The organism is Acetobacter oryzoeni, assembly GCF_004014775.2.
In the GTDB taxonomy this organism is placed as follows: domain Bacteria; phylum Pseudomonadota; class Alphaproteobacteria; order Acetobacterales; family Acetobacteraceae; genus Acetobacter; species Acetobacter oryzoeni.
Genome location: NZ_CP042808.1, coordinates 1,598,798 through 1,619,877 on the forward strand (window position 1 = coordinate 1,598,798; position 21,080 = coordinate 1,619,877).

At 49.8% G+C, this 21,080-nt stretch carries 16 protein-coding genes, 3 pseudogenes and 1 CRISPR repeat array; of the genes and pseudogenes, 8 read left to right on the forward strand and 11 right to left on the reverse strand.

Annotated elements, in window-relative coordinates; all coding sequences use genetic code 11:
* Nucleotides 1–340: 340 nt before the first annotated feature.
* A pseudogene (locus EOV40_RS07380) lies at nucleotides 341–1,400 on the reverse strand (IS5 family transposase).
* 37 nt (nucleotides 1,401–1,437) lie between these two features.
* Between EOV40_RS07380 and EOV40_RS15260 the strand changes: the two are divergent.
* Nucleotides 1,438–1,551: pseudogene (locus EOV40_RS15260) on the forward strand (M48 metallopeptidase family protein); the annotation flags it as partial.
* A gap of 157 nt (nucleotides 1,552–1,708) precedes the next feature.
* Here EOV40_RS15260 and EOV40_RS07390 read toward each other — a convergent pair.
* Entirely contained in the window at nucleotides 1,709–2,050 is a 342-nt protein-coding gene (locus tag EOV40_RS07390; RefSeq protein ID WP_128106220.1) for a contact-dependent growth inhibition system immunity protein, read from the reverse strand.
* Between the two features lie 463 nt (nucleotides 2,051–2,513).
* Here EOV40_RS07390 and EOV40_RS07400 point away from each other — a divergent pair.
* Together EOV40_RS07400 and EOV40_RS07405 are read left to right on the forward strand one after the other, a co-directional pair.
* Nucleotides 2,514–2,672: pseudogene (locus tag EOV40_RS07400) on the forward strand (DUF932 domain-containing protein); the annotation flags it as partial.
* A gap of 71 nt (nucleotides 2,673–2,743) precedes the next feature.
* A complete protein-coding gene (locus EOV40_RS07405; RefSeq protein ID WP_244297026.1) occupies nucleotides 2,744–3,109 on the forward strand; it encodes a glycoside hydrolase family 73 protein in 366 nt (121 codons plus the stop codon).
* 754 nt (nucleotides 3,110–3,863) lie between these two features.
* On the opposite strand, the gene EOV40_RS07410 is transcribed toward EOV40_RS07405, so the two are convergent.
* The 3 genes from EOV40_RS07410 to EOV40_RS07420 are packed head-to-tail and all read right to left on the reverse strand — an operon-like array spanning nucleotide 3,864 to nucleotide 5,228.
* Nucleotides 3,864–4,247, reverse strand: coding sequence for a type II toxin-antitoxin system VapC family toxin (locus tag EOV40_RS07410; protein ID WP_128105533.1), 384 nt, complete (start codon nucleotides 4,245–4,247; stop codon nucleotides 3,864–3,866).
* Nucleotides 4,244–4,582, reverse strand: coding sequence for a type II toxin-antitoxin system Phd/YefM family antitoxin (locus EOV40_RS07415; RefSeq protein ID WP_208729113.1), 339 nt, complete (start codon nucleotides 4,580–4,582; stop codon nucleotides 4,244–4,246). Before EOV40_RS07415 ends, EOV40_RS07410 begins: the two co-directional genes overlap by 4 nt.
* A 7-nt stretch (nucleotides 4,583–4,589) precedes the next feature.
* Entirely contained in the window at nucleotides 4,590–5,228 is a 639-nt protein-coding gene (locus tag EOV40_RS07420; protein WP_128105535.1) for a tyrosine-type recombinase/integrase, read from the reverse strand.
* Nucleotides 5,229–5,625: 397 nt separating this feature from the next.
* Here EOV40_RS07420 and EOV40_RS07425 point away from each other — a divergent pair, with 397 nt between their 5' ends.
* Nucleotides 5,626–6,636: a DUF4238 domain-containing protein gene (locus EOV40_RS07425; protein ID WP_244297027.1), complete on the forward strand. Its 1,011-nt coding sequence runs from the start codon at nucleotides 5,626–5,628 to the stop codon at nucleotides 6,634–6,636.
* Between the two features lie 92 nt (nucleotides 6,637–6,728).
* Here EOV40_RS07425 and EOV40_RS07430 read toward each other — a convergent pair whose 3' ends face one another.
* Nucleotides 6,729–7,280 (reverse strand): hypothetical protein, encoded by a 552-nt coding sequence (locus EOV40_RS07430; RefSeq protein ID WP_244296846.1) that lies wholly within the window; start codon nucleotides 7,278–7,280, stop codon nucleotides 6,729–6,731.
* A gap of 928 nt (nucleotides 7,281–8,208) precedes the next feature.
* Between EOV40_RS07430 and zorA the strand changes: the two genes are divergently transcribed.
* From zorA to EOV40_RS07450, 4 genes are all read left to right on the forward strand, one after another.
* Complete coding sequence (zorA, locus tag EOV40_RS07435) at nucleotides 8,209–10,230, forward strand: anti-phage ZorAB system protein ZorA (protein ID WP_128105537.1); 2,022 nt, start codon at nucleotides 8,209–8,211, stop codon at nucleotides 10,228–10,230.
* A gap of 62 nt (nucleotides 10,231–10,292) precedes the next feature.
* Nucleotides 10,293–11,093 carry an OmpA family protein gene (locus EOV40_RS07440; protein WP_208729115.1) on the forward strand — a complete coding sequence of 267 codons (801 nt, stop codon included), beginning with the start codon at nucleotides 10,293–10,295 and terminating at the stop codon, nucleotides 11,091–11,093.
* 115 nt (nucleotides 11,094–11,208) lie between these two features.
* On the forward strand, nucleotides 11,209–12,429 hold the full coding sequence (locus EOV40_RS07445; protein WP_167506857.1) for an EH signature domain-containing protein: 1,221 nt from the start codon (nucleotides 11,209–11,211) through the stop codon (nucleotides 12,427–12,429).
* Nucleotides 12,426–15,512, forward strand: coding sequence for a DEAD/DEAH box helicase (locus tag EOV40_RS07450; protein ID WP_128105540.1), 3,087 nt, complete (start codon nucleotides 12,426–12,428; stop codon nucleotides 15,510–15,512). The genes EOV40_RS07445 and EOV40_RS07450 overlap by 4 nt, the downstream gene beginning before the upstream one ends.
* Nucleotides 15,513–16,031: 519 nt before the next feature.
* Here the strand turns inward: EOV40_RS07450 and EOV40_RS15500 are convergent.
* From EOV40_RS15500 to cas5e, 5 genes are all read right to left on the reverse strand, one after another.
* Nucleotides 16,032–16,193: a hypothetical protein gene (locus tag EOV40_RS15500; RefSeq protein ID WP_167506859.1), complete on the reverse strand. Its 162-nt coding sequence runs from the start codon at nucleotides 16,191–16,193 to the stop codon at nucleotides 16,032–16,034.
* A gap of 64 nt (nucleotides 16,194–16,257) precedes the next feature.
* Nucleotides 16,258–18,238: a CRISPR direct-repeat array (repeat unit 29 nt; unit sequence CGGTTCATCCCCGCGTGTGCGGGGAACAC).
* Between the two features lie 74 nt (nucleotides 18,239–18,312).
* Nucleotides 18,313–18,654, reverse strand: coding sequence for a type I-E CRISPR-associated endoribonuclease Cas2e (gene cas2e / locus EOV40_RS07465; RefSeq protein WP_012813188.1), 342 nt, complete (start codon nucleotides 18,652–18,654; stop codon nucleotides 18,313–18,315).
* Entirely contained in the window at nucleotides 18,635–19,594 is a 960-nt protein-coding gene (gene cas1e / locus EOV40_RS07470) for a type I-E CRISPR-associated endonuclease Cas1e (RefSeq protein WP_128105541.1), read from the reverse strand. Before cas1e ends, cas2e begins: the two co-directional genes overlap by 20 nt.
* Before the next feature lie 12 nt (nucleotides 19,595–19,606).
* Nucleotides 19,607–20,296, reverse strand: coding sequence for a type I-E CRISPR-associated protein Cas6/Cse3/CasE (gene cas6e, locus EOV40_RS07475; RefSeq protein WP_128105542.1), 690 nt, complete (start codon nucleotides 20,294–20,296; stop codon nucleotides 19,607–19,609).
* On the reverse strand, nucleotides 20,296–21,075 hold the full coding sequence (gene cas5e, locus EOV40_RS07480) for a type I-E CRISPR-associated protein Cas5/CasD (RefSeq protein ID WP_128105543.1): 780 nt from the start codon (nucleotides 21,073–21,075) through the stop codon (nucleotides 20,296–20,298). The genes cas6e and cas5e overlap by 1 nt, the downstream gene beginning before the upstream one ends.
* Nucleotides 21,076–21,080 lie beyond the last annotated feature (5 nt).

A 21,080-nucleotide genomic window follows, 5' to 3' on the forward strand; every position in this document is an offset into this window, starting at 1 on the left:
GAAGCTCTCCATGACAGCATTGTTGCAAATTGGGTGCGATGGCATGACTGTGAGCACTGTTAGGCGTCACCTTGAACCATCGTGTCCTGACAACACGAATGTCATGCTCGCGCATCAAGCATCCAACGCGATGATGCACGACAGACAAACCAGCAGCCCTCAGTTCCTCCGCCATACGGAGATATGCAGCTTCGTCTGCTCTGCGCATGGAAGGATCGAAGAACCGTTAAATGATGTCTTGTGCGGCTAATTTGAGACTGAGGCCGTAATGGTTACTGGTTTGTGTGAATAGTTTTCACCATGCTTTTACTTCGCAGGGAGTTTGCTGCCTTCTGAGTTGCTATGCTGGCACGCATATCCGCTTCATGAAGAGAAGGCGGAGCTTATTGTAAACGATATTGGCCAGCCCGATCCTCATGGTGGCCCGCGTTATGCCAACGGTTCGTATGAACAGTCCTGTCTGCGATTTCTGATCGGCAAAGACATGCTCGACACGCGACCGGATAACGGATTTTCCTGCATTCGATTTCTGGATATGCCGTGGCATCGGCTTAAGATGTGGCTTTTTCCTGTGAACCTTCGAGACAAAGCCATGCTTTTCCATGAAGGCCTCATTGGCTTTTGAGCGGTAGGCTGTATCTGCCCAGACATCAGACGCCGTATTACTGCGATCCAGAAGTCCCTCACGTAGTCTGGCACCATCGCTGGCAGCGGCATCGGTCGTCTTCCATTTGCGGATCAGCCGAAATTTCCGGTCGATGGAAACATGCGATTTATAGCCAAAGAAAGGGATTGCGAGATCCGTAGACGGGATCGTCCCGTCATCCTGACGCTTTGCTTTCGTGAACTTCAGCGTCCATCGCGCATGACGATCTTTATGGGATAGCTTTGACGGCTTGTCCTGCCAATCCTGTGGGATCCGTCCTTCCCGCAGATCGGCCTTCTCCTCATTGGTATCGCGCTGCTTTGGGGCCGCTACCAGTGTAGCGTCCAGGATCTGGCCGGACATGGAGAGATAACCGGCATTCCGCAGGGTCGCATCAAAGCGGTTGAACAAAACATCAATTGCTCCCGCCTGTGTCAGACGCTCCCGGAACAGCCAGACGGTCTTGGCATCAGGCACGCGCTCAGACAGCCCCAGACCAAGAAAGCGCATGAAGGACAGGCGGTCGTTGATCAGGTATTCCGTCCGTTCGTCGGACAAATTGTTCAGCGTCTGGATGATCAGAATTTTGAACATCAGCACTGGATCAAACGGAGGACGCCCGCCTTTGCTTCCGTCTGAATAGACCAGTGCCTTGTTCAGCTCCGCGGAACACCTCAAAATCCACAGTCTGGGAAAATGCTTCAAGTTGGTCACTAAGCCCACTCAACCGAGTAAGCCGCTTTGGCAAGATCATACACTCCTATACCATGCAGCAGGCAGTCCCGAACCGCAAAGCCCCGCGTGACTGTATTGATTACATTATATTGGATGAACTGTGCCATCTGAAGGGAGCATAAAATCATGGCCCAGCATTTTGGTCGCTTCTGGAACGCGTGATGCCGTAATGGGAGCACCATAAAGCAAGACTGGACGGGATGGCAAAAATGATGCTGCAAAAATAGTGCGCTTTGACCGCTATGGGGGAGAGCGGAAAGTCTGCTTCTGGAACGCCACCATATGAAAACAGACATCCCTGTATTCGGTGTTGACGAACGGACCCGCCTACGTACTCGGGTCAATCTCTCTTCCCGCTTGCACTTCGGGGTCGTTTTCAAAAACGTGCAGGACAGTGGACCAGAATGCCCGCAAGCTTGGAAATCTGCCCCAGTTCGGTGGTTCTTCAACATCCACCGTTGGGTCTATACCGAGCACAACCCAACTGACGCGCTCAATATCCTCGTCACTATAGGTCAGGAAATTCCTTAATTCGTTGACTGTCTGCTGTTTGAACGGCAGATCATGAGTTTGTGGTGCATCCTGAACAACTTCACGTAACGTATCACCGAAGAGATCGGCGTCTTCACCGAATGGGCCGCCACCAAGATTTTTTATACGCGGGAACATGTCAAGAATATCATCATTGGTACAGTTTAACAGTTTGGACATAGTAAATCATCCCGTTGTGTTCTTTTTTGATAATTGAAACTTCTATGCGCCGCGCAGCCTTGCGCTGCCGATTGGCACTCTCGATTACGACAGTTCCCCTTCCAGAGGTATATCCGTCAACGGAGAATCTTTCTCTATTTCTGGCGTTCTTGAGCCACGTATCAATCTTAATAGGAGTTATCTCTAAGCACTTTGTAAATAGTATATTCGGCTTCTTCCTTCGACGTGAAGAATGAAACAACGGACTGTTTTTCCTTCGTAAACCGGCGTTCGATATATTCGTCGGTTGGATCGACGTGCTTCAGCAAGACATGTCCTCCTGCCTTGCGATTATGTGGCGGTGCCTCATGGTGATTGAGATCGAACCGCTTCTGTCGATGGGGTGAGAGAAAGTTCTGGTTGGTGGGCGGTCTTGGTGGTTGGGCGGGTGGAACTGCGCGCCGTGACCGGTCCCGATTACGGCCGCATCTGGGACCAGGAACTGGTCGGCGCAGTGCGCAAAATCGCTGGTGACGGCACGGGCAATACCAACTGGAAGGTGCCGGGTGTGATTGACTGGGCGACCATGACCCATAATCCCTGATTCCAACCGCTGTTATTCAGGCAGCTCAAGCAGCACAAAGAAAATGGAAGGTACCTGCATCCATCACGATAGCCCAGTGGATGCTGGAAAATGGTTCTGGGAAAAGGATACCTTCCCATTCCAATAATCCCTTTGGGATAAAGGCGGGACGTGGCCAGAGTTTTGTCATGGCCGGAACACATGAAGAAACCAAAGACCATAAGCTTGTTGCGACCATAGCGCCATTCCGGATATTTCCCTCCATGAATGAAGCTTTCGATCAGCATGGTCGTTTGCTGGCAACTCACCCAGCCTATAAACTGGCACGGCAATATATGAATAATCCTGACGCTTACGCAGATGCGTTAACCGGCTCTTATGCAACAGACTCAAAGTATGGATCAAAGATTAAATCTATAATGAAACAAAAATTTTTATATAAATACAATTTATGAAAAAATGAGTTATACTCCAGGAGTGAAGCATTTTGAAATTATCGCAACAATCTTACTGTACTGATTTTTATATTGTTTTTTATAAGTAAGTTTGAATATGTAAAACTGATTATTCCGAATAAAAATTTTCCCGTAAAATTCCGTTTTTTCACCATCATCTCCAGAAAAAACAGCCCAATCCTTTTTTATGACCTGGTAAGTAATTTTACCGTTATGACCAACAAGATCTGCACTATATGTCTTTAATGTATATTCAAGCGTCCAATGCAAAATATCATTGTACCCCCAAAAACAGTTAGTTCACTACCATCAGAAGCTAAAAATTTCTGCCCGTCACCATTATCGGGTCCACCTTGTGGTTTTAGCAGTCGGGAAGGGTAGCAAATCTGATATTGGAAACGGGCATTAGTGTAAATTTCCCATCCATCATTCTCCTGTCTGGATGAGGCGGATGCCAGATCAGGCATATGCAGGAACAAGACATACAGAGGCAGGAGAAATGCCTTTTGTTTGAAATGGATCACGTTTTTTCCAATAGTGTTGTAAATAGAAGACGGAACGTCAGACATGATAGCCGATATCGAAATCCTGCTTCATGAGGTTTCTTTCCAATCTGGTATCCGCGCTGCAGTAATTGCGATCGGCATTATTAAAGCAGTATGAATGTGCTCATCGTGAACTGTCCGCTATCAGCAAGGCGGCATTGCTTATTCCATGTCGCTCATGTAGGCGTGTTCTGACGGCAGTTTCTGCTTCACGAACAGCGTATTCGCTTGATGGAGTAATGATCCATTTGTCCGTCTTCCGAAAGAAATGTGGCGTGTTCAGCTTGCGCCTGCGCCATAAGGAGATGGTCAAACGGATCACGATGATGCAGAGGCAAAGACATCAGGATCTGTAGGTGCTCGGTCTGTATTTGTAATAGAGAGAAACCTTCTTCAGGAATGGCTGCCAGAATATCATTCATATCCGCATCCAGCTTTCCGATACGGATTTTGATCGCAATCTCCCAGAGTGACACGATACTCACCAGAATATCGTGAACCGGGTCTGCGATGATTTCTCGTGCAGTCTCACCCAGCCGGTCGGAGTCCGAAAGCCACCACAGCAACGCATGCGTATCAAGCAGCACCTTCACAGGTCGCGTTCCATGCTTTCAAGAAGGTCCGGCGGTGTCTCATCAAAATCTTCGCTTATTCTGATCCGTCCGCGCAATGCGCCGGGTTGACGACGGGGGCGATAGGAAGAGGCTGGCGGCCGCAGTTCGGCTACGACCTGGTCATGAGACGTCACCAAGATCGTACTGCCCTGCCTGACCTGACGCAGATACGCTGTCAGGTTTCCCCGGAACTCCCGAACACCGATTTTCCGTGGTAATGGTGCGTTATCTGAAAGATGCTGGCTCATGGTCTCCTCCCTATGTGGCATCATAACATGTACACATAGGGAGGAGGTAGAGAATTCCTGAGGCATGTTTGTTTCAGAGATCAGAGACTTCCGACAGAGCCAGAGCGTCCTCGACATCCACCCCAAGGTATCGAACCGTACTATCCAGTTTTGAATGACCCAGCAGGATCTGCACGGCTCGGATATTACCGGTTCGTTTGTAAATCATGGCAACCTTAGTCCGGCGGAGCGAATGAGTTCCATATTCCCCGGCGATCAGTCCCACCGCCTGAACCCATTGATCCAGAAGCCGGGCGTATTGCCTTGTGCTCAGGTGAGCTTTGGCGCTTAGGTGACTTGGAAAAACATACTCATTCAAGCCACCACCTCGATGTTCCAGCCACGCCCGCACGCTTTCTCGCGTTGTTTCTGTAATTTCGAATTGCACAGGTCGCCGAGTTTTCTGCTGGACGACCATGGCTCGGTGGCGCACCTGACCACTGGTAACGATGTCGCCGATACGAAGGCTGACAAGATCGCAGCCTCTGAGTTTGCTATCGAGAGCAAGATCAAACAAAGCTCTGTCTCTGACACGTTGTTCGCTCCCCAGCCAAAACCGAATAGCCCAGACGTGCTTTTCTTTGAGCGCCCGCTTGGCGCCAACCATTTTTCCTGCATTCCAAGGCACGGACGCCTTCAGCGTAGGCGATGGAAAACGCGTTTTCTTTTCCATGATACTTTCTCCTGATCAGCTGCACATGCAGCAATCAGAAGTCTGGAGGAGGACATCGGCGGAAACGAGAATTATTGCCGACCGTCCGCTTTACGGAAACTGGAACGGCTCTTCTTATGACCGAGATAGGCGAAAGCTGTAAGTCCGCTTTGCACACGGCAAGCGGACAGGCTGCTCATGCCCTCTTTCCAGACGTTTCGCCGATCAGGTAAGATATGAGAGCAGACAGGTGCTCGAAGCAATTTTTAAAAAAAATTCTGCAAATTAGATTATAAGTCTGCGTCAAATCAAGGAAGATTAACCAAATGAATGACGAACCACGAAACCACCATTACAATCCTCAATTTTTTTAAGAAGTTGGTCCGTAGGTGAGAATAAAATTTGGAAAACAAGCATAATAGAAGAAACAAATAAATTATCAACGCGAAAAAGATCAATAAAGAAAACATCCTCTTCGTGTTATTTATATAGTATAAAACCAAAATATAGAAATGACGTAATAATAAAATTATTTATAAATATATTATGTTTAAAACATAACACAAAAAATATAGAAAATCTAAATTTTGAGCAAAGCATATTTGGAGAAGTTGATGATAAAGGATCGGTAACTTTAAAAAAAATTATCGAAAACCAATCCGGAATCTTAGATATTTTAGATGAAGAAGATATCAAATATTTTATAAAATATATTTACCTTTTGCAGGCCCGTAATCCGAAAATTATGAAGAATACTGAGATTGGTATGCGAGATGTTTTAAGAGAAGGATCAGATATTTATAATAAGATTGTTTCTTCGTTTGGAAAAGATGCATTCGATAATTCTTTTAAGAATCTCATGGAGGATAACAATTTATCAAAATTGGTATTGCTGGATAATTGTTTAGATTCTTCTGCATTATTAAATTTATATCAAGGAATAGAATATATAATAATTAATATAAATGAGCCTAATAATTCATTTATCACGTCAAATTACCCATATGCATCTTTTCCAGATATCGGGGATAAGAAATCTATACACGTATTCCCATACTCTCCCCGAGCATGTTTGGCAATGACACACAACAAAAGTCTAATAAAATTTTTACTTTCACTTAAAAAAGAAAAGAAAGAAAAAATCGTCGTGAATTTGGTAAATTTTATAATTAGTATTTCATCAACAGAAATATATTCGAAAGATGATAAAATTGGAAACGAGGTGGGAAAGTATATTAATTTATTAGAATATGACCGCGACAGAGCACGAAAACAGTTCGAATTATTCCTTGATGAAGTAATAAACGATAATACAATTCAAGATTTTTCTCCTAAAGAACATAGAGAGGGAGGCTTTACGGAAACATCGATTTTACAAACCAAAGAAAAAAAGAATCCTCGATTCTGGAAATGGTTCTCAAAGCATTAAAAATATCTCTGTTTTTTCTTGGTTAAGAAAAAACAGACTGTCCGCTCACCCCCATTCTACCCTTCGCACGAAATATTTCCATGGGAGGGCCCTTACCCCCGCCTCTTGAGTTCTCCTTGGTTCATCATGGAAAAGGAGAACTGATACTGAAGCGGTATCCGGCGGCTTCGCAGATGGAAGTCGCCGGCATGCTTGAGCCTGAGAGGTAATTCCTTTTCGACGGTGTCTGGAACGGCCTTCAGGATTTCGGCGATTGTTGTCCGATCTCGCCCCGCAAGATAGGTGTTGAGACTCATAGCTGGTGCTGGTGCAGAGCGCGAAGGCATCGGGATTTCCTCAATCCGGATGCCTTCCTCTTCCTCAAGATACTCTGCCACTCTGTGTAACCCAAGAAATTTCACCCCGGCCAACCGATCTTCGGCATAGAAGCCTGATCCTGCCGCATCGGCAAACATGTCCCAAAGCCTCTCTACCACCGACGGTGGAAGATGCTGGAGCATGGTGAGCCGGTTGATCGGCTCCCACCGGAGAAGTTCGTCCGGCTCCCCTACGATCACTTCGATCCTGTCTGTGGCGACATTGAACCGGATCCGGCCCTTCATGCGGGAACGGATTTCCTCGCGCATTTCCTGATCTTCATACATTGATCTGGTTCCTTCGATGAATATTGAACAAACGATCGGAGAAACCATTTGAGGTGGCCCTGTAGGCCATGGCGATACGTAGACGCGCGTGATTGCCCAACCCTCTTTCGAGGGGCGAGACGCGTGTAACTGTCTGATGCACCAGTATTTCATGGCGATCAGACGTCGATTTGTAGGGAATTATGATGGAATTGGTTGCGGGGGCAGGATTGGCTCTCAAATTGCAGCACTGGCAAGTTAAGAACAAAGTGGGATTAATAGGTTGTTTCGATACACTTTTTTCTGTCCGCGCCTAACCCTCTCACGGAAATCAATAAGCCCCCTGCCCTCGCCAAACGGACCGTTTAATTATTCAGAGCCATGTCCACTTTCGCCTAACATTGATCATACAGAGTTCTGATCTGTGTTTCGCAAAGCGAACATCATGCTTCAAAGTCCTATCGCTCAGATTGAGCGGCAGGTCGACTTAACCAAGCACCCAAGTGCACGGTCTCGCCTGATCAGATCGCGTTGTATAACCTCTGTCGTAATATCCCATGGCCCCCAACAGAACATTTTGATCGCCTTTCCCTCAACGAAATGCGATCAACGGGCCTTTCCAATTGCTTATACAACAGGCATCCCAAACCGGACCACCATTCTACATGAAGGGCATTGTGAACACATTCTTCAGGAGTGTGGCGTTTTTTGGATACCTACCACTGCCACTATTCCATGCCGTTGAAAGTGCCCGACTGCCCTCTTCTTAACTGGTCATCTCGCCGATGATAGGCAAAGTCTTTAGATGGTTAGCTCCGCCGCTTAAACACAGTTGCTAACAATGCTCATTCCGTATGATGCATAATCCCGCTACATCCTGTAATAACATGTCTTGTGCCGCATCTGGGGAGATGCGATTATAATATAGTGTCAAATACTCTGGGTCTTCATGCTTTCTTTGTTTTCCTCGGTCGGTATCTTTGTCCGTAATTTTGTCTTGGACTTTGCTCAAATCCTAGTATGGGATCCAAGCCCGGGACTTGTTGTTCTTATACTCTTTATCTGGCTGGCAATTGCGTCAGTTCAGGTTATTCGCCGCTATCGTTCTCGCTTGACCGCGATAAGAAAGCTGCGTGAGAAAATAGAAACCGGTCTTCCCCAAGATAGAGAAAGCATTGCCCACTGGAGTGAACAAGCCGCAAAAGCGAATAGTGCCGAATGCTCTCTTCAGGAAGCATGGCATGAGTTTGATGAGACTCTTGTATTCGATACGAAGGAACCACCCCATTTACATAATTCAGTAAGGCCGTCCCTATTCTTCAATGTTGAAGATCTCCATTTTGGAAGTGGTTTTTTTCGTATTTGTCCAGGACTCTTCGTGTCTGTTGGCCTTGCCTGTACGTTTTTAGGCTTGATCGCTGCTCTGCAGACTATGGCACAATCAAATGCGATCACCGATCAAGCAATGCAACACCTTTTGCAAATTGCATCGGCGAAATTCATTATGTCGCTTATGGGACTTGCCTGTTCCATCGTTTTTACAATGCTTCTGCGGTATCTTACCGTCAAACTTGACAAGGCCTTGAACGGGCTCTGTGGAACAATCGAAAAGAAACTGACATTTGTAAGCTTTGAGCAAATCGGCTTTGATCAGCTGAAAGCCATGCAGGAAGCGCGGGAGCATAATCAGGCCCTTACGACCCAACTGGTGGCTGAAATAGGAAAGCCGCTACGGGATGAACTGCCTGCGGCAATATCGAATTCCATTACTACCGCCATGCAGCCAATCCTTGATAAGGTTGGCCAGCAAGGTTCTGATAGCCTGTCTGAACTAGCTTCAGATCTCTCATCCCAGTTATCTTCAAGTGTAGGGGCTGCGCTTTCACAAGCAAGTGATCGACTTGCCACAGCGGCTGACAGGATTGGGCAGCTTGTAACGCAAATGGATACATCTTCCGGACGGATGGGATCCGAAATGGAGCAGGCAATTGTCCGCATGGGGCAAGCCGTAGATGACCTGCGCGGCACGATGTCGGAAACCGCTCAGACAACATCTGGTGCGCTTAACCAAGGCGCAGAACTGCTGCTTTCAGTCATGAATCGTACACTGGAGGGCATCCGCGACAACACGTCCGAAGGGGCACGGGCGATGTCGACTGCGGCACAGGAATTGAGCGAAGCAGCCAGAACCATGCGCTCAGAAATGGAAGATGCAGCCCATGCTGGTGCCGAGGCCGCGCAACTGCGTATGAAAGAAGCTGGAGAAACGGCAAATGTTTCGATTGCTGCCACTGGACAATCAGTTCTCTCCGCATTTGGTCAGGCAGGAAACGATATTGCCCGCGTGGCCAGTGAAGTTTCAACACGAGCCAATAGCGAGCTGATTGCGCCAATTACTGCGATTTCGGAGAGGCTAGGCAGTTTTGTGGAGGTGTTGGACCAAGGAGCTACCGCGATGCGCCGTTCTGCCGACGCTGTGCGCGATGGCGCTCAGGCCGGGGCAGAAGCGGCAGGTACTTTCCGTAGTTCCTCTCAGGATCTGATTGCAGCTGCCGAACCTGTTCGGGCCACCACAGAAAGAATTGAAAGTGCCATGCGACAAATGGCCGAAGGCACGCATAATGCTGTCTCGCTTGTTACACGCAGTGCGCAAAGCACGGCAGAAAGTGCCGCGCAGGTGTTGGCAAGTGCAAGTAAGACGCTCGGTGATGAGCGACGCGGCATAGAAACCACGCTGGAAGCTGTTACGCAGGTACTTGAGCGCTTACAAGGACAGGGCGAAAGACTTGATACGATCGATGAAGAACTTGGCAAGGCCTTTGATCTTTACGCAATACAGGTCGAACAGGCGATGCAATCGATCCGTTCACACGTTGAGGAGATGTCAAAGGGACTAAACTCTGCCGTTTCCAAACTGCAAAGTATTATTGAGCAGCAAAATGAATTCTCCCCGCAGCAGGGGCATTCCTAATGCGGGGACGGCAGAGAAATCGGGAAAGCCAGGAGGTCGAGGAAGAAACGGCGTTCGTCTCAATGACGGATCTGACCGTCAGTTTTCTGTTCATCGTCATCCTGCTTCTGGCCTATTTTTCCAGCAAATATAATCCAGAGAAAAGTATCCCACTATCAATTTACCGGCAGGTCGTGGTCGAGAAGGATGTGGCAGAAAAAAGGGTTCATGACCTCGAAGATGAGATCGCCAGATTGAAACAGCCAAATCCGCTGGAACATTACATTGATCAAGCCATGATGGAACGGAAACAGATACTGGAAAAACTCCGAGATCAACTGAATATCGAGTTTCCTGACCTCAAGGTGACATTGAGTGAGCAATCTGATGCCCTTCATTTTCAAGGTGATGGCCTTTTTGCGTCTGGTTCGTCAATGCTGCGACCAGAGCGCGTGAATATCGTGCAATCCGTTGGCGTTCGTCTGCAACAGCTTCTACCCTGTTACACGCTTGGCCCCCAATCTGCATGGCACTCGGAATGTAACCCGAATTTTGCTGTCATCGAGGCCGTACAGATCGAAGGCCATACGGACTCAGACGGAGATGATCAAAGCAACCTTGTTCTTTCCACCAACCGGGCAGACGAGACCTTTCGCGTGATGGTTACCAAGGAGCCACGCCTTACATCTCATTTGAGCTATCAAAGGCAGCCGGTTCTCTCCGTGGCGGGTTATGGCAAAATGCGGCCAATTGCATCTAATAATACAGCTGCAGGAAAAGCCGAAAATCGCCGGATCGATTTACGGCTTATCATGTACGTCCCAGCCCGCTCAGAAGAAATCGAACATCTCCGGACCGCCCTTATGGATGCTCCTCATGGGTAAGGTGAAGGAAAATGGGAATACGCAGACACCGCTGTCTGAACAGCTTGCGAACATGGTTCCCTTGCGGCTTCCTCCACCCCCAAATTTTGAAAATATTCTACGAACGATTCGCTGTGTGCTGGATCGCTTTGATGACTTACCAACAATTACCCCAGAACGTAGCCCCATAGGCATCTTGCGCGAAATGCTGCGCCATATCCAGACCAATAATTGGCACGGTGTTCCGTTGAGCTTTGTCATTCAAAGCGCAGGGTTCGCTTTTTCTCCCGAGTTCAGAGACAATTCCGAGTTTGCCTCCATTCGTTCCTTTCTCCTGAAGGAACTTGATGCTTCCACCCGTAGTGGTTTCATCAACCCGATGGTTCGCGTCTATATGGAAAGCTTTGATCCAGCTGCCCGCCAGACCCATGAGTTGGCGGCTGCCCTTCAGAGAAACAGGGCGCGCATCGGTCCACACTGGCAGGATCTCATATCCCATATTCCAGATCTTTTTGATCCTCGTACGGCACCTGAAACGATTGCTGCACAAATGGACACAATGGATGACCCATGGCACGGGCTGCGGGCCATGGGTCTGCGTCAGCCACATGCACCTGGCCTGATGGACTTTGCCCACCTCGCTTTTGTTCGGCGGATCGCACCACGCCTCAGGCAGAAACGGGAGATCAACCGTCTACTGGACTGGCTCAGACCCGATGGCCAAGCCTTGAGGCAGACCGGAGCCGGAGCTGCCATCAACGCCTTGTTGGTACCATGGCGTCAGAAGCGGCCCCCCAAGGAAATCGCATCCCTCCTCACCGATCATCTGACCGAGTTCTATGGTCACCCCAAGGCCAGCCGCCATCCGGTATGGAACGAAGTTGATCCTGAACTGGAAAAGACGTTTCTTCTCTGGTTGATGCGGGCAGACTTCCGTTTCCTATTTCAGATTCTAGCAGAGGTTGAACACGGTCACATGTGGTCAGATCGGGAAGAATTTTGGGAAACAATGCTTGAACAGGAAAGTGTCGATGAACTCTGGGTAGCTTTTAACGAAGAAGGATACCACACGGCCTTGGAAAAACTGCCTTCCAACACGAGGGAAGATTCCTTACGTTTTGGGCGTCAGACTGGAGAAAAAGATAAATCACTTCTGCTCATGCGGATTGGCAAGAAAATCGTTATTGAAGGTACATATAATTTCAAACTACATATTTTTGATGCAGATGCGCCCGGAACGCCTCAACTGTACAAAGCGCGCTATGATGTCGCCGATATAAGACGAAGGTCCTGCCTTGATAGTTTTGCGCATCTCGGAGACTGGCAGTCACGTGCACACCGGAGCGTCCTTTCATGAATTTCAGCTTTACCTATTCTCCTGAGACCATTGTTCTTGATGTGCAGCCCGCGCGCCGCAAGCTGCTAGCCCGTATGTTCATGCCGTCCTCTTCAGAACCGGATCTGGAGAATCTCTCCGAGCAGGACCACAGACTTATCTTTGCAGTGGGCGATCTGCGCGCTTTGTCTGATGAAATGGGCGAAAATCTGGAAATTACCAAAACTCGTATTACCATGAGTCACCGCCTTGTAGCTGCCCTTGATGCTGAAACTGCCGAAATCCTTGGTCTCCCTCCCCTCACCGATCTGACACTATGCACAGATGCAGAAGGTGTGATCGGAAGTCCCAACTTCCGCCTGACTTATCATTGGGAACGAGGCGGTCAGCATCGAAGACCTCAGCGCACCGGTGCCATTCTCGACATGGCAGGTGGTCAGCGTATTCCTTTATGGATGCTCGATGCGCTGGATGTTGCCGATGGCTTTGTTCGCACCCAGGATGACACGCGTCACTGGGAAGCCCTTGCCCGTTTCAGACAGGCCTTGGACCCCGGCATCGAAATGGCTGGTGAAAACCCTACGACACGGCTGTCGATGACTGATTTTCTACAGGGCTTGAAAATCTCGCTTTCTGACTGCCTCTCAATTTCACCAAACGAGGCTGGGACAGATTTTGAGGTAGTTCCATTTTCCTCAAGACGGCTTGATACAAACGGAATGTCTTCCGAAGCCAACGGTGAACTGGAACATCCAGATCTTCTTCGATTCCAGAGAAAATTTCGTGAACGCGATGTTCTCAAGGCCTATAATCTCGCGCAGGGTCACTACCTTGTCATAGACCCGAGTGTTGCTCCTGTCCTAAAGACTATGAAGGAGATGCAACGCGCTTCACCACAAGAGCGACGTGCATTCATCCGTAATCCGCGTACCCGCATTACGGAAGCGGTTGAAGCGGATCTATATGCCAAGGGAGAATTAGCGAACCTCTCCCCTGAAGAGCAAGAAGAGGCTATCGAAGCCATCGCCGTTCCAGCTTTTGTCGAAACGAAGGAGTATTCCGAACGGGTTGTCGGTGTTGAGGTTTACCATGGCAATCTGATCGGTCGGAATGACCCAAGTGGCACAACGTGGTTACCTGAAATTTTCACTTCGGAAACGTCTACGCTGATCAATAACATGCCGCTTTCCGCATTACATGCCCTACGTGAAAAGATGCAAGCAGGCCTTGCCAATGGTGAAAGTGTCGTTTCCATCGCCGGTAACACACTTCCCGCAACGCCGCAGATGCTTGAATTTATAGACAGGCAGATTGAGGAACAAGACCATGTGTCCGAAGAAGATGAACGGGAAGATGATGACTGTCCCCCCAAACAGGGGCCTATTATCCTAAAAACTCTTGAAAATACTGAAAATCTTTCATGGAATATTCCTCTTTACCCTCGTTACAGCACCATGAGAGAGGCCGTTCCTTCAGCTATCTTGACACGCCTTAAAGATCATCAGGTTTCCTGTCTCCAATGGCAGATACAAGCCTGGAAGGCGGGCTTACCAGGGATTCTCAATGCTGATGAACAAGGACTCGGCAAAACCCTTCAGACACTCTCGTTTCTGGTCTGGCTGAACGAACACATGAAGCAGACTGGCCCACGCAGACCCATTCTTATTGTCGCACCTACATCACTTCTTAAAAACTGGGAAGAAGAGGTAGAGTTGCACGTTGCAAAACCCGGCCTCGGCTTTCTGGTGCGGCTTTATGGCACCGCCATCAGTGCACGCAAGCGACCGGGACAGCACGGAACAGACAAGGAAACAGGAGAGGAGAAACTTGATTTCTCTGATATCCACAACACTATTGAACGGGGATGCGGGCATCTTACCTGGATTTTGACAACCTATTCAACACTCACAAACTATCAACATTCTCTGGCACGTATACCTTTTTCCGTAACCGTGTTTGACGAAATACAGAATATCAAAACTCCAGGAACGCTTTCGTTTTTTGCGGCACACACGCTCAGAACAGATTTTCGAATTGGCCTGACTGGAACACCGATTGAAAATTCCACTACAGATATCTGGGCGATCATGGATACGCTGGCACCGGGAGCACTCGGTTCCCTGCATGATTTCAAGGAGCGCTACGGTACGGCAGAACCGAGCAATATGGAAGAACTGCACCGGCGCCTCTTCTCATCTTTCCAGACACGGCCAGCTTTCGCCATCAGGCGCCTGAAGGAAACAGTCGCACGAGATCTTCCCGCCAAGTCCCGTTTCCTGCATCCACAGGAAATGCCCCCCCTTCAGGCACAGAAATACGAAGAGGCAAGAGCAAAGCTTCAAAAGGGGGGAGCTGGGGCCGCGCTAAAAATGCTCCATCATATTCGCAGTGTTTCAGTCCACCCTGCATTGGATGCAGATATGGAAACAGAAGACTTTATCAAGGCATCTGCACGCCTGTCAGTAACTTTCGATATTCTCAAACGTATCCGTGCCGCAGGCGAACGGGCTCTTGTCTTTATCGAACATCGCCGCATGCAGCATCGGTTCATCGAATTGGCAAAAGTGGAGCTGGGCCTGAAGAAGATAGATTTGATCAACGGGGACACCCCCATCAAGAAACGACAGCAAATAGTCAATAATTTTCAGAAAAATATTCATGAAAATGGTGGCTTTGACGTTCTGGTTCTTGGACCAAAGGCCGCAGGAACGGGCCTGACTCTCACAGCAGCAACACATGTCATCCATCTTTCACGCTGGTGGAATCCTGCCGTAGAAGAACAATGTAATGATCGCGTTCACAGATTGGGACAAACGCGAGAAGTTACGATTCACGTACCGCTTGCAATCCATCCGAATTATCGGGAACAGTCTTTTGACCTTCTCTTGCAGAGCCTTATGCAGCGCAAGCGACAACTGGCAACGTCGGCACTCTGGCCCATGGGAGATTCCAACAACGATGTCGCGTCTCTTGCCTCAAAATTGCATGAATACGATACCATCTTGCAGGGTGACATGATTCAACACGCCATGAAACAACTGTATGATCGCGATGGCCTTGATGTCCCTGAGCCAAGCCAACACGGAGGCTGGTATTTCAAATAATCAAACATATCTAAATGAAATAAAAAATTTTTAAGGTTACCTATTTTTCATTTCGGAAATACCATGACGAATGACTGAAAGGAGGCGAACGAAGCCGTGAAATGGATAGTTATACGATCATAGCTCATTGCGAAGCGATGAAAATGTATCAAGCGATTGAAGCATCGCTTGATACGGTTACGCTGTTTGTAAATAATCCAATCGTGCGGGATGATGATCCTACGCTTCCGTCTTGACGGAATGAAGGCCTCTGCTTTCATGTCTGCAATCTGTTTGCGCAATTCATCGCTGTCATAAGCCTTATCGGCGATGAACTACAGCCGCAATCTGGCCTTCAAACAATGCGGATGCCTGAGTGGCATCATGGATCTGACCGCCGGTGATAATGAAGCATAATAGCTGACCCAGAGTGTCAACCAGCGTGCCTGCGACGTCTTCTTTTAAACGCTCTTCATGACAGATAGACCATCCTTAACCAGCAGGCTCCCGCCATGACGAAGCCTCGGCTGGACAAAGAGGTCATTCTGGCACAATGGAGGAAAAACCTTCACCCATACGAAAAACGACTAAGAAAACCCGTATGTGATTACCGGTCGCAAGGATGGCAGCCACCCGACGGATGTGCAGAAGCCATGGCGGCGCATCCGAAAGGGAGCCGGCCGAAAGGATGTCCGTATCCATGATCTCCACCATTCCTCTGCGTCTGAATTGCTCCGGTTTTTTCTGTCTCCACAAAACCTAGGCAACTCACATCCCCGCGTGTGCGGGGAACACGTTGCAGGGCCGCTCCCGTTATTTGTGTAAAGCGGTTCATCCCCGCGTGTGCGGGGAACACGAAATGAAACCATTTGAACCAACCGTTGAAGGAGGTTCATCCCCGCGTGTGCGGGGAACACCCGGCAGAACATAAGACGGGTTCGTTTGAACCCGGTTCATCCCCGCGTGTGCGGGGAACACCCTTGGCGCGCGAAGGTACGACAGGGTCCGACCGGTTCATCCCCGCGTGTGCGGGGAACACGGTTTGTAAATCAGAACAGCCGCGCCTGCGTTCGGTTCATCCCCGCGTGTGCGGGGAACACCCTCGAATCATACGGTCTTCTTGCGTTTTAACCGGTTCATCCCCGCGTGTGCGGGGAACACACCCTAACCATCTTGAACACTTTCCACTCATGCGGTTCATCCCCGCGTGTGCGGGGAACACCAGCCGCGATTGATGCCGCCAGCGCAGGCGGTCGGTTCATCCCCGCGTGTGCGGGGAACACACGAGCATATTCCTGATGCTCTGGTTTAACATCGGTTCATCCCCGCGTGTGCGGGGAACACGAAGTCACAACATCTTTTAAGGCCGTGGGCGACGGTTCATCCCCGCGTGTGCGGGGAACACGCGGAAAAAACAGATCGAAAATATCCAATAGCCGGTTCATCCCCGCGTGTGCGGGGAACACCCCAATAGGTTTTGGCCAGCGCATCCAGCTGGCGGTTCATCCCCGCGTGTGCGGGGAACACATAGTTTGAGGCATTTGTGATGTGGACTTTAGCGGTTCATCCCCGCGTGTGCGGGGAACACTGAATGATTTTGGTGTCGAAGAACTGATAAACCGGTTCATCCCCGCGTGTGCGGGGAACACATCTTGCAGCCGGGTTGCTGGATACGGGCAACCGGTTCATCCCCGCGTGTGCGGGGAACACGTCAGAAGCATCCTGCACCATGCTCAGTGCATCGGTTCATCCCCGCGTGTGCGGGGAACACAGTAACAAGCCCTGACGGTGAAGTGAGTAAGTCGGTTCATCCCCGCGTGTGCGGGGAACACTAATTCGTCCAACCGCTTCTCGCTGTTGTAGCCGGTTCATCCCCGCGTGTGCGGGGAACACCCCCGATCAATATACTCGGCATCAATATCGGCCGGTTCATCCCCGCGTGTGCGGGGAACACATTGCATGTCTTCTCCAACACCCTTGATAAACCGGTTCATCCCCGCGTGTGCGGGGAACACCGAAGCGATGCGCCCCACCACGTCAGAACCGCCGGTTCATCCCCGCGTGTGCGGGGAACACTTAGGAATTTTTCGTTTGGTTCTGTGCTCATTCGGTTCATCCCCGCGTGTGCGGGGAACACATGGCGTGGAAAATGACGGAGCGTGAACGAAACGGTTCATCCCCGCGTGTGCGGGGAACACGAATTCGGAACTGTAGAATTCGGGGGAGAATACGGTTCATCCCCGCGTGTGCGGGGAACACTACGAAGCGGCAATAGATCAACACTGCCAGATCGGTTCATCCCCGCGTGTGCGGGGAACACGCCTTTTTCTTGGCCTCAGCCTCATCAGCAGCCGGTTCATCCCCGCGTGTGCGGGGAACACCAAAAGGTATTTGCCTCCACGACAGACGGCTCCGGTTCATCCCCGCGTGTGCGGGGAACACTCACGACTTCTGTTGTAAAGCGCTCTACGCCGCGGTTCATCCCCGCGTGTGCGGGGAACACCGGGTTGCAAGAAATAAGATGAGAAAAGAGACCGGTTCATCCCCGCGTGTGCGGGGAACACTGCAGGAACAGACAGAACAGGGCAAAGCGCCGCGGTTCATCCCCGCGTGTGCGGGGAACACTATGTATGATCTGATCGAAGGTGTTTATGCTGCGGTTCATCCCCGCGTGTGCGGGGAACACCCCCATAAGGTCAGCAATCAGAAAGCCCCGGCCGGTTCATCCCCGCGTGTGCGGGGAACACTCTTCGTGAAAGCACTTGATTTTAAAGAATTATTCTATTGTCAAAGAAACTACCAACTGAATGGAGTTCGTATATTACCCTTTTCCACGTCGCCTTGGAAGCATTGTCGTTGTTGGTCCAGGATGTATAGGAAGAGCAGCTTCAGGCCCAAAAGCAACAAGACGCAAGCCATCAAGATCTACAGGCACGCGACGATTCTTACCGCAGGTATCAAATTCAAACCCAGCATCATTGGGGGCCGCCCATGCAATCACAGCATTGCCATTTTCAATATAGGCGCAAACCTGCCCCCATATCATTTCACGCACACGCCGGCCATAACTCCCAATGTAAACCCCAGCCCGCACTTCCAGAAGCCATACAGCCAACCGCCCACGCAAACGTGGCGGAGCATTTTCAACCACGATGACCAACATCACCCAAACCTTTCGGGTCTGCAAAAGCAACCGGCATTGCTTCGGGCTGTACGGATGGTGCCTCAGTTCCACCAGCAGCCAATACATCTTCAATAAGAGGAATAAGGCGCGCTAAAATCTTTGTCTTGCGAAATTGATCTCGGCACCGATGCCTTACAGCCGCCACCGGATCTGTCACCCTCTGGCCGTCAAGCAGACGATCGCGCTGCACCGCTGCAGCTACCCGAAACGCTTCAGGTACCACAACTTCAAACTTTACAATATCTGCAATATCGTAAACAAAACTTTGGGGTTTGCCTGTATGCAAAAAACCTATTGCTGGCGCATACCCAGCAGCCAAAATAGCAGCTTCCGTAATGCCATAAAGTGCTGCAGTTGCAGCTGATAAACAGCGATTAACCACATTCGCAGTATCCCACTCGTGTGGGTCGTAACGCCGCCCATCCCAGTCGGCACCATGAGAATGCGCCAATAGACGATATGTCTCTCTTACACGTGCACCCTCAATACCACGAAGCTGATCTACAGACCGTCTTTCTGGTGCATCTTCTCCAAAACGCAGTGCATACATCTTACGCACAACTTTTAGACGGGCCGTATCATCAAGTGCCAACCGCGCCTGAAACAGCAATCGGTCAGCTCGTGCGCCCCCAGGTTGACCTGAGGCATACAGACGCACACCGGCCTCTCCTACCCATATCAGTAAAGTACCAGCACGCGCTGCCAATGCAGCGGCGGCATGACTCACCCGTGTGCCAGGTTCCAGCATAAGGCAAGCTAAGCCACCTATGGGAATATGTGTGCGGATACCATTCTGATCGACCAGAACAAATGCCCCGTCCAACACATCCAGCTGACCCATTGCAACAAACAGAATTGATGAACGCTCTTTTAACGGAATTGGCCGCGGTGGTGGTAAGCCCGGTAAAGGACGAGACACAATCAAGCCTCCTTAAATTGTGCGCCGGACAAGCATCAATCCACAACCAAAAGCACGTGCCCTGCCAAAACCTTGCATAAGAGCCTGCGTAAAAAGATCTGGTGTTCTTACACATAATTCTCCGGTTACATCGACAACACCAAAAGTTGCCTTCCCCTGCCCTTGTGCACGCGGAATATGCAAGACATCACAACTTTCAATAGCCAGCTTACCCTCTTTGAGCTCAAAACCAGTACGGTGCCCCTGTCTGGCCAACCATGCTTCCATTGCGGTGGTTACAAGGCTTTCACGCGCTGCAGCCCGCTCTCTTGGCGGCAATTTATACAATGCATCCATCACCACATCATGGCGTTGACTGCGCTTACGTCCTGGCACTTTTCGATCAATTGTCGCGTTTACTCTTAAAAGAAAGCGTAGCCGATTTCCTTCCCTTAATTTGGGCGTAAACTCTCGACTTTCAATTTCGAACAACCCATGGCTATCCACTGGCTTCCGGGCTGATAAGATCATGAAATGTCCTGGCTCGGTCTGTCGCCATAGAAAATCACGAATACGACTGGGGTCATCACCAAACAATACCCAGAGCAAATGATGTGCGGCTCCATGCTGACGACCTTCTCCCTGTGGAACCAGAAGTCCAGCCAGTGCCTGCACAGACGCATCGCGCCGTAATGCAACGCGCGAAAGGAAACCTACAGTCATCACGCCGTTTCCCTTTTACACAGAAGCAAAGCCTCTTCACGCAGCCCGAACTGCCATCGTGCACGCGAAAGAGGTTGGTCACGGCGCATTTCACGCCGAATAACAGTATGGCCACCACCCTGTTCCGCCACGTCTGCAATATCCATGACAACAAGTGTTTCAGTAGGTGTATTTCGTTTGGAAAGTTGATTCCTGAACAAACCAGAACGGTTATGAACCTGACTTTCGGGACCATTTGTCTGGCGTGACAAAAGAGCAGATACCGCACACTCGCTTTCCGCAAGTTCTGGTGCAAGAGGCAGACCCAGTGGACAAGCCTTACGCCCCAAAGAGGGCGTAAAGACAGGGTGTTGCATGGCATCACGCACTTCTGCCAAAGACCAGTGAGAAGTGCTGCCTCGCACCCAAATGGCACCGAGATACCAACTTCCTATCCGATAATCTCGACGTGAAAGAATTGTCGCCAACTCACCAGGAGCATCAGCCAGTTCCTGTGCCCGTGTTGTAGGCCGCCAGTTTCGGCGTGAAGGTGCTGTCTGAGCTGTGTGATAATCCGTTAACACGTGACCAGAAGCATGACACAAAACAGCAAGGCCATACTCTTCTGCCAATGCGTTCTGTCCAGACACGTCCTTACGTGTAATGCCCAGACAGGCCCCTACCAATCCCAGTACGGCAGACCGCGCAGGTCGGTCCTCACCATCCCGTCTTTCTCCGACAGAGAGCGTGCCGAAGGATGCCATGGGGGCTACCATGGCAAATGTCAGAAAATGCCCCATATTCC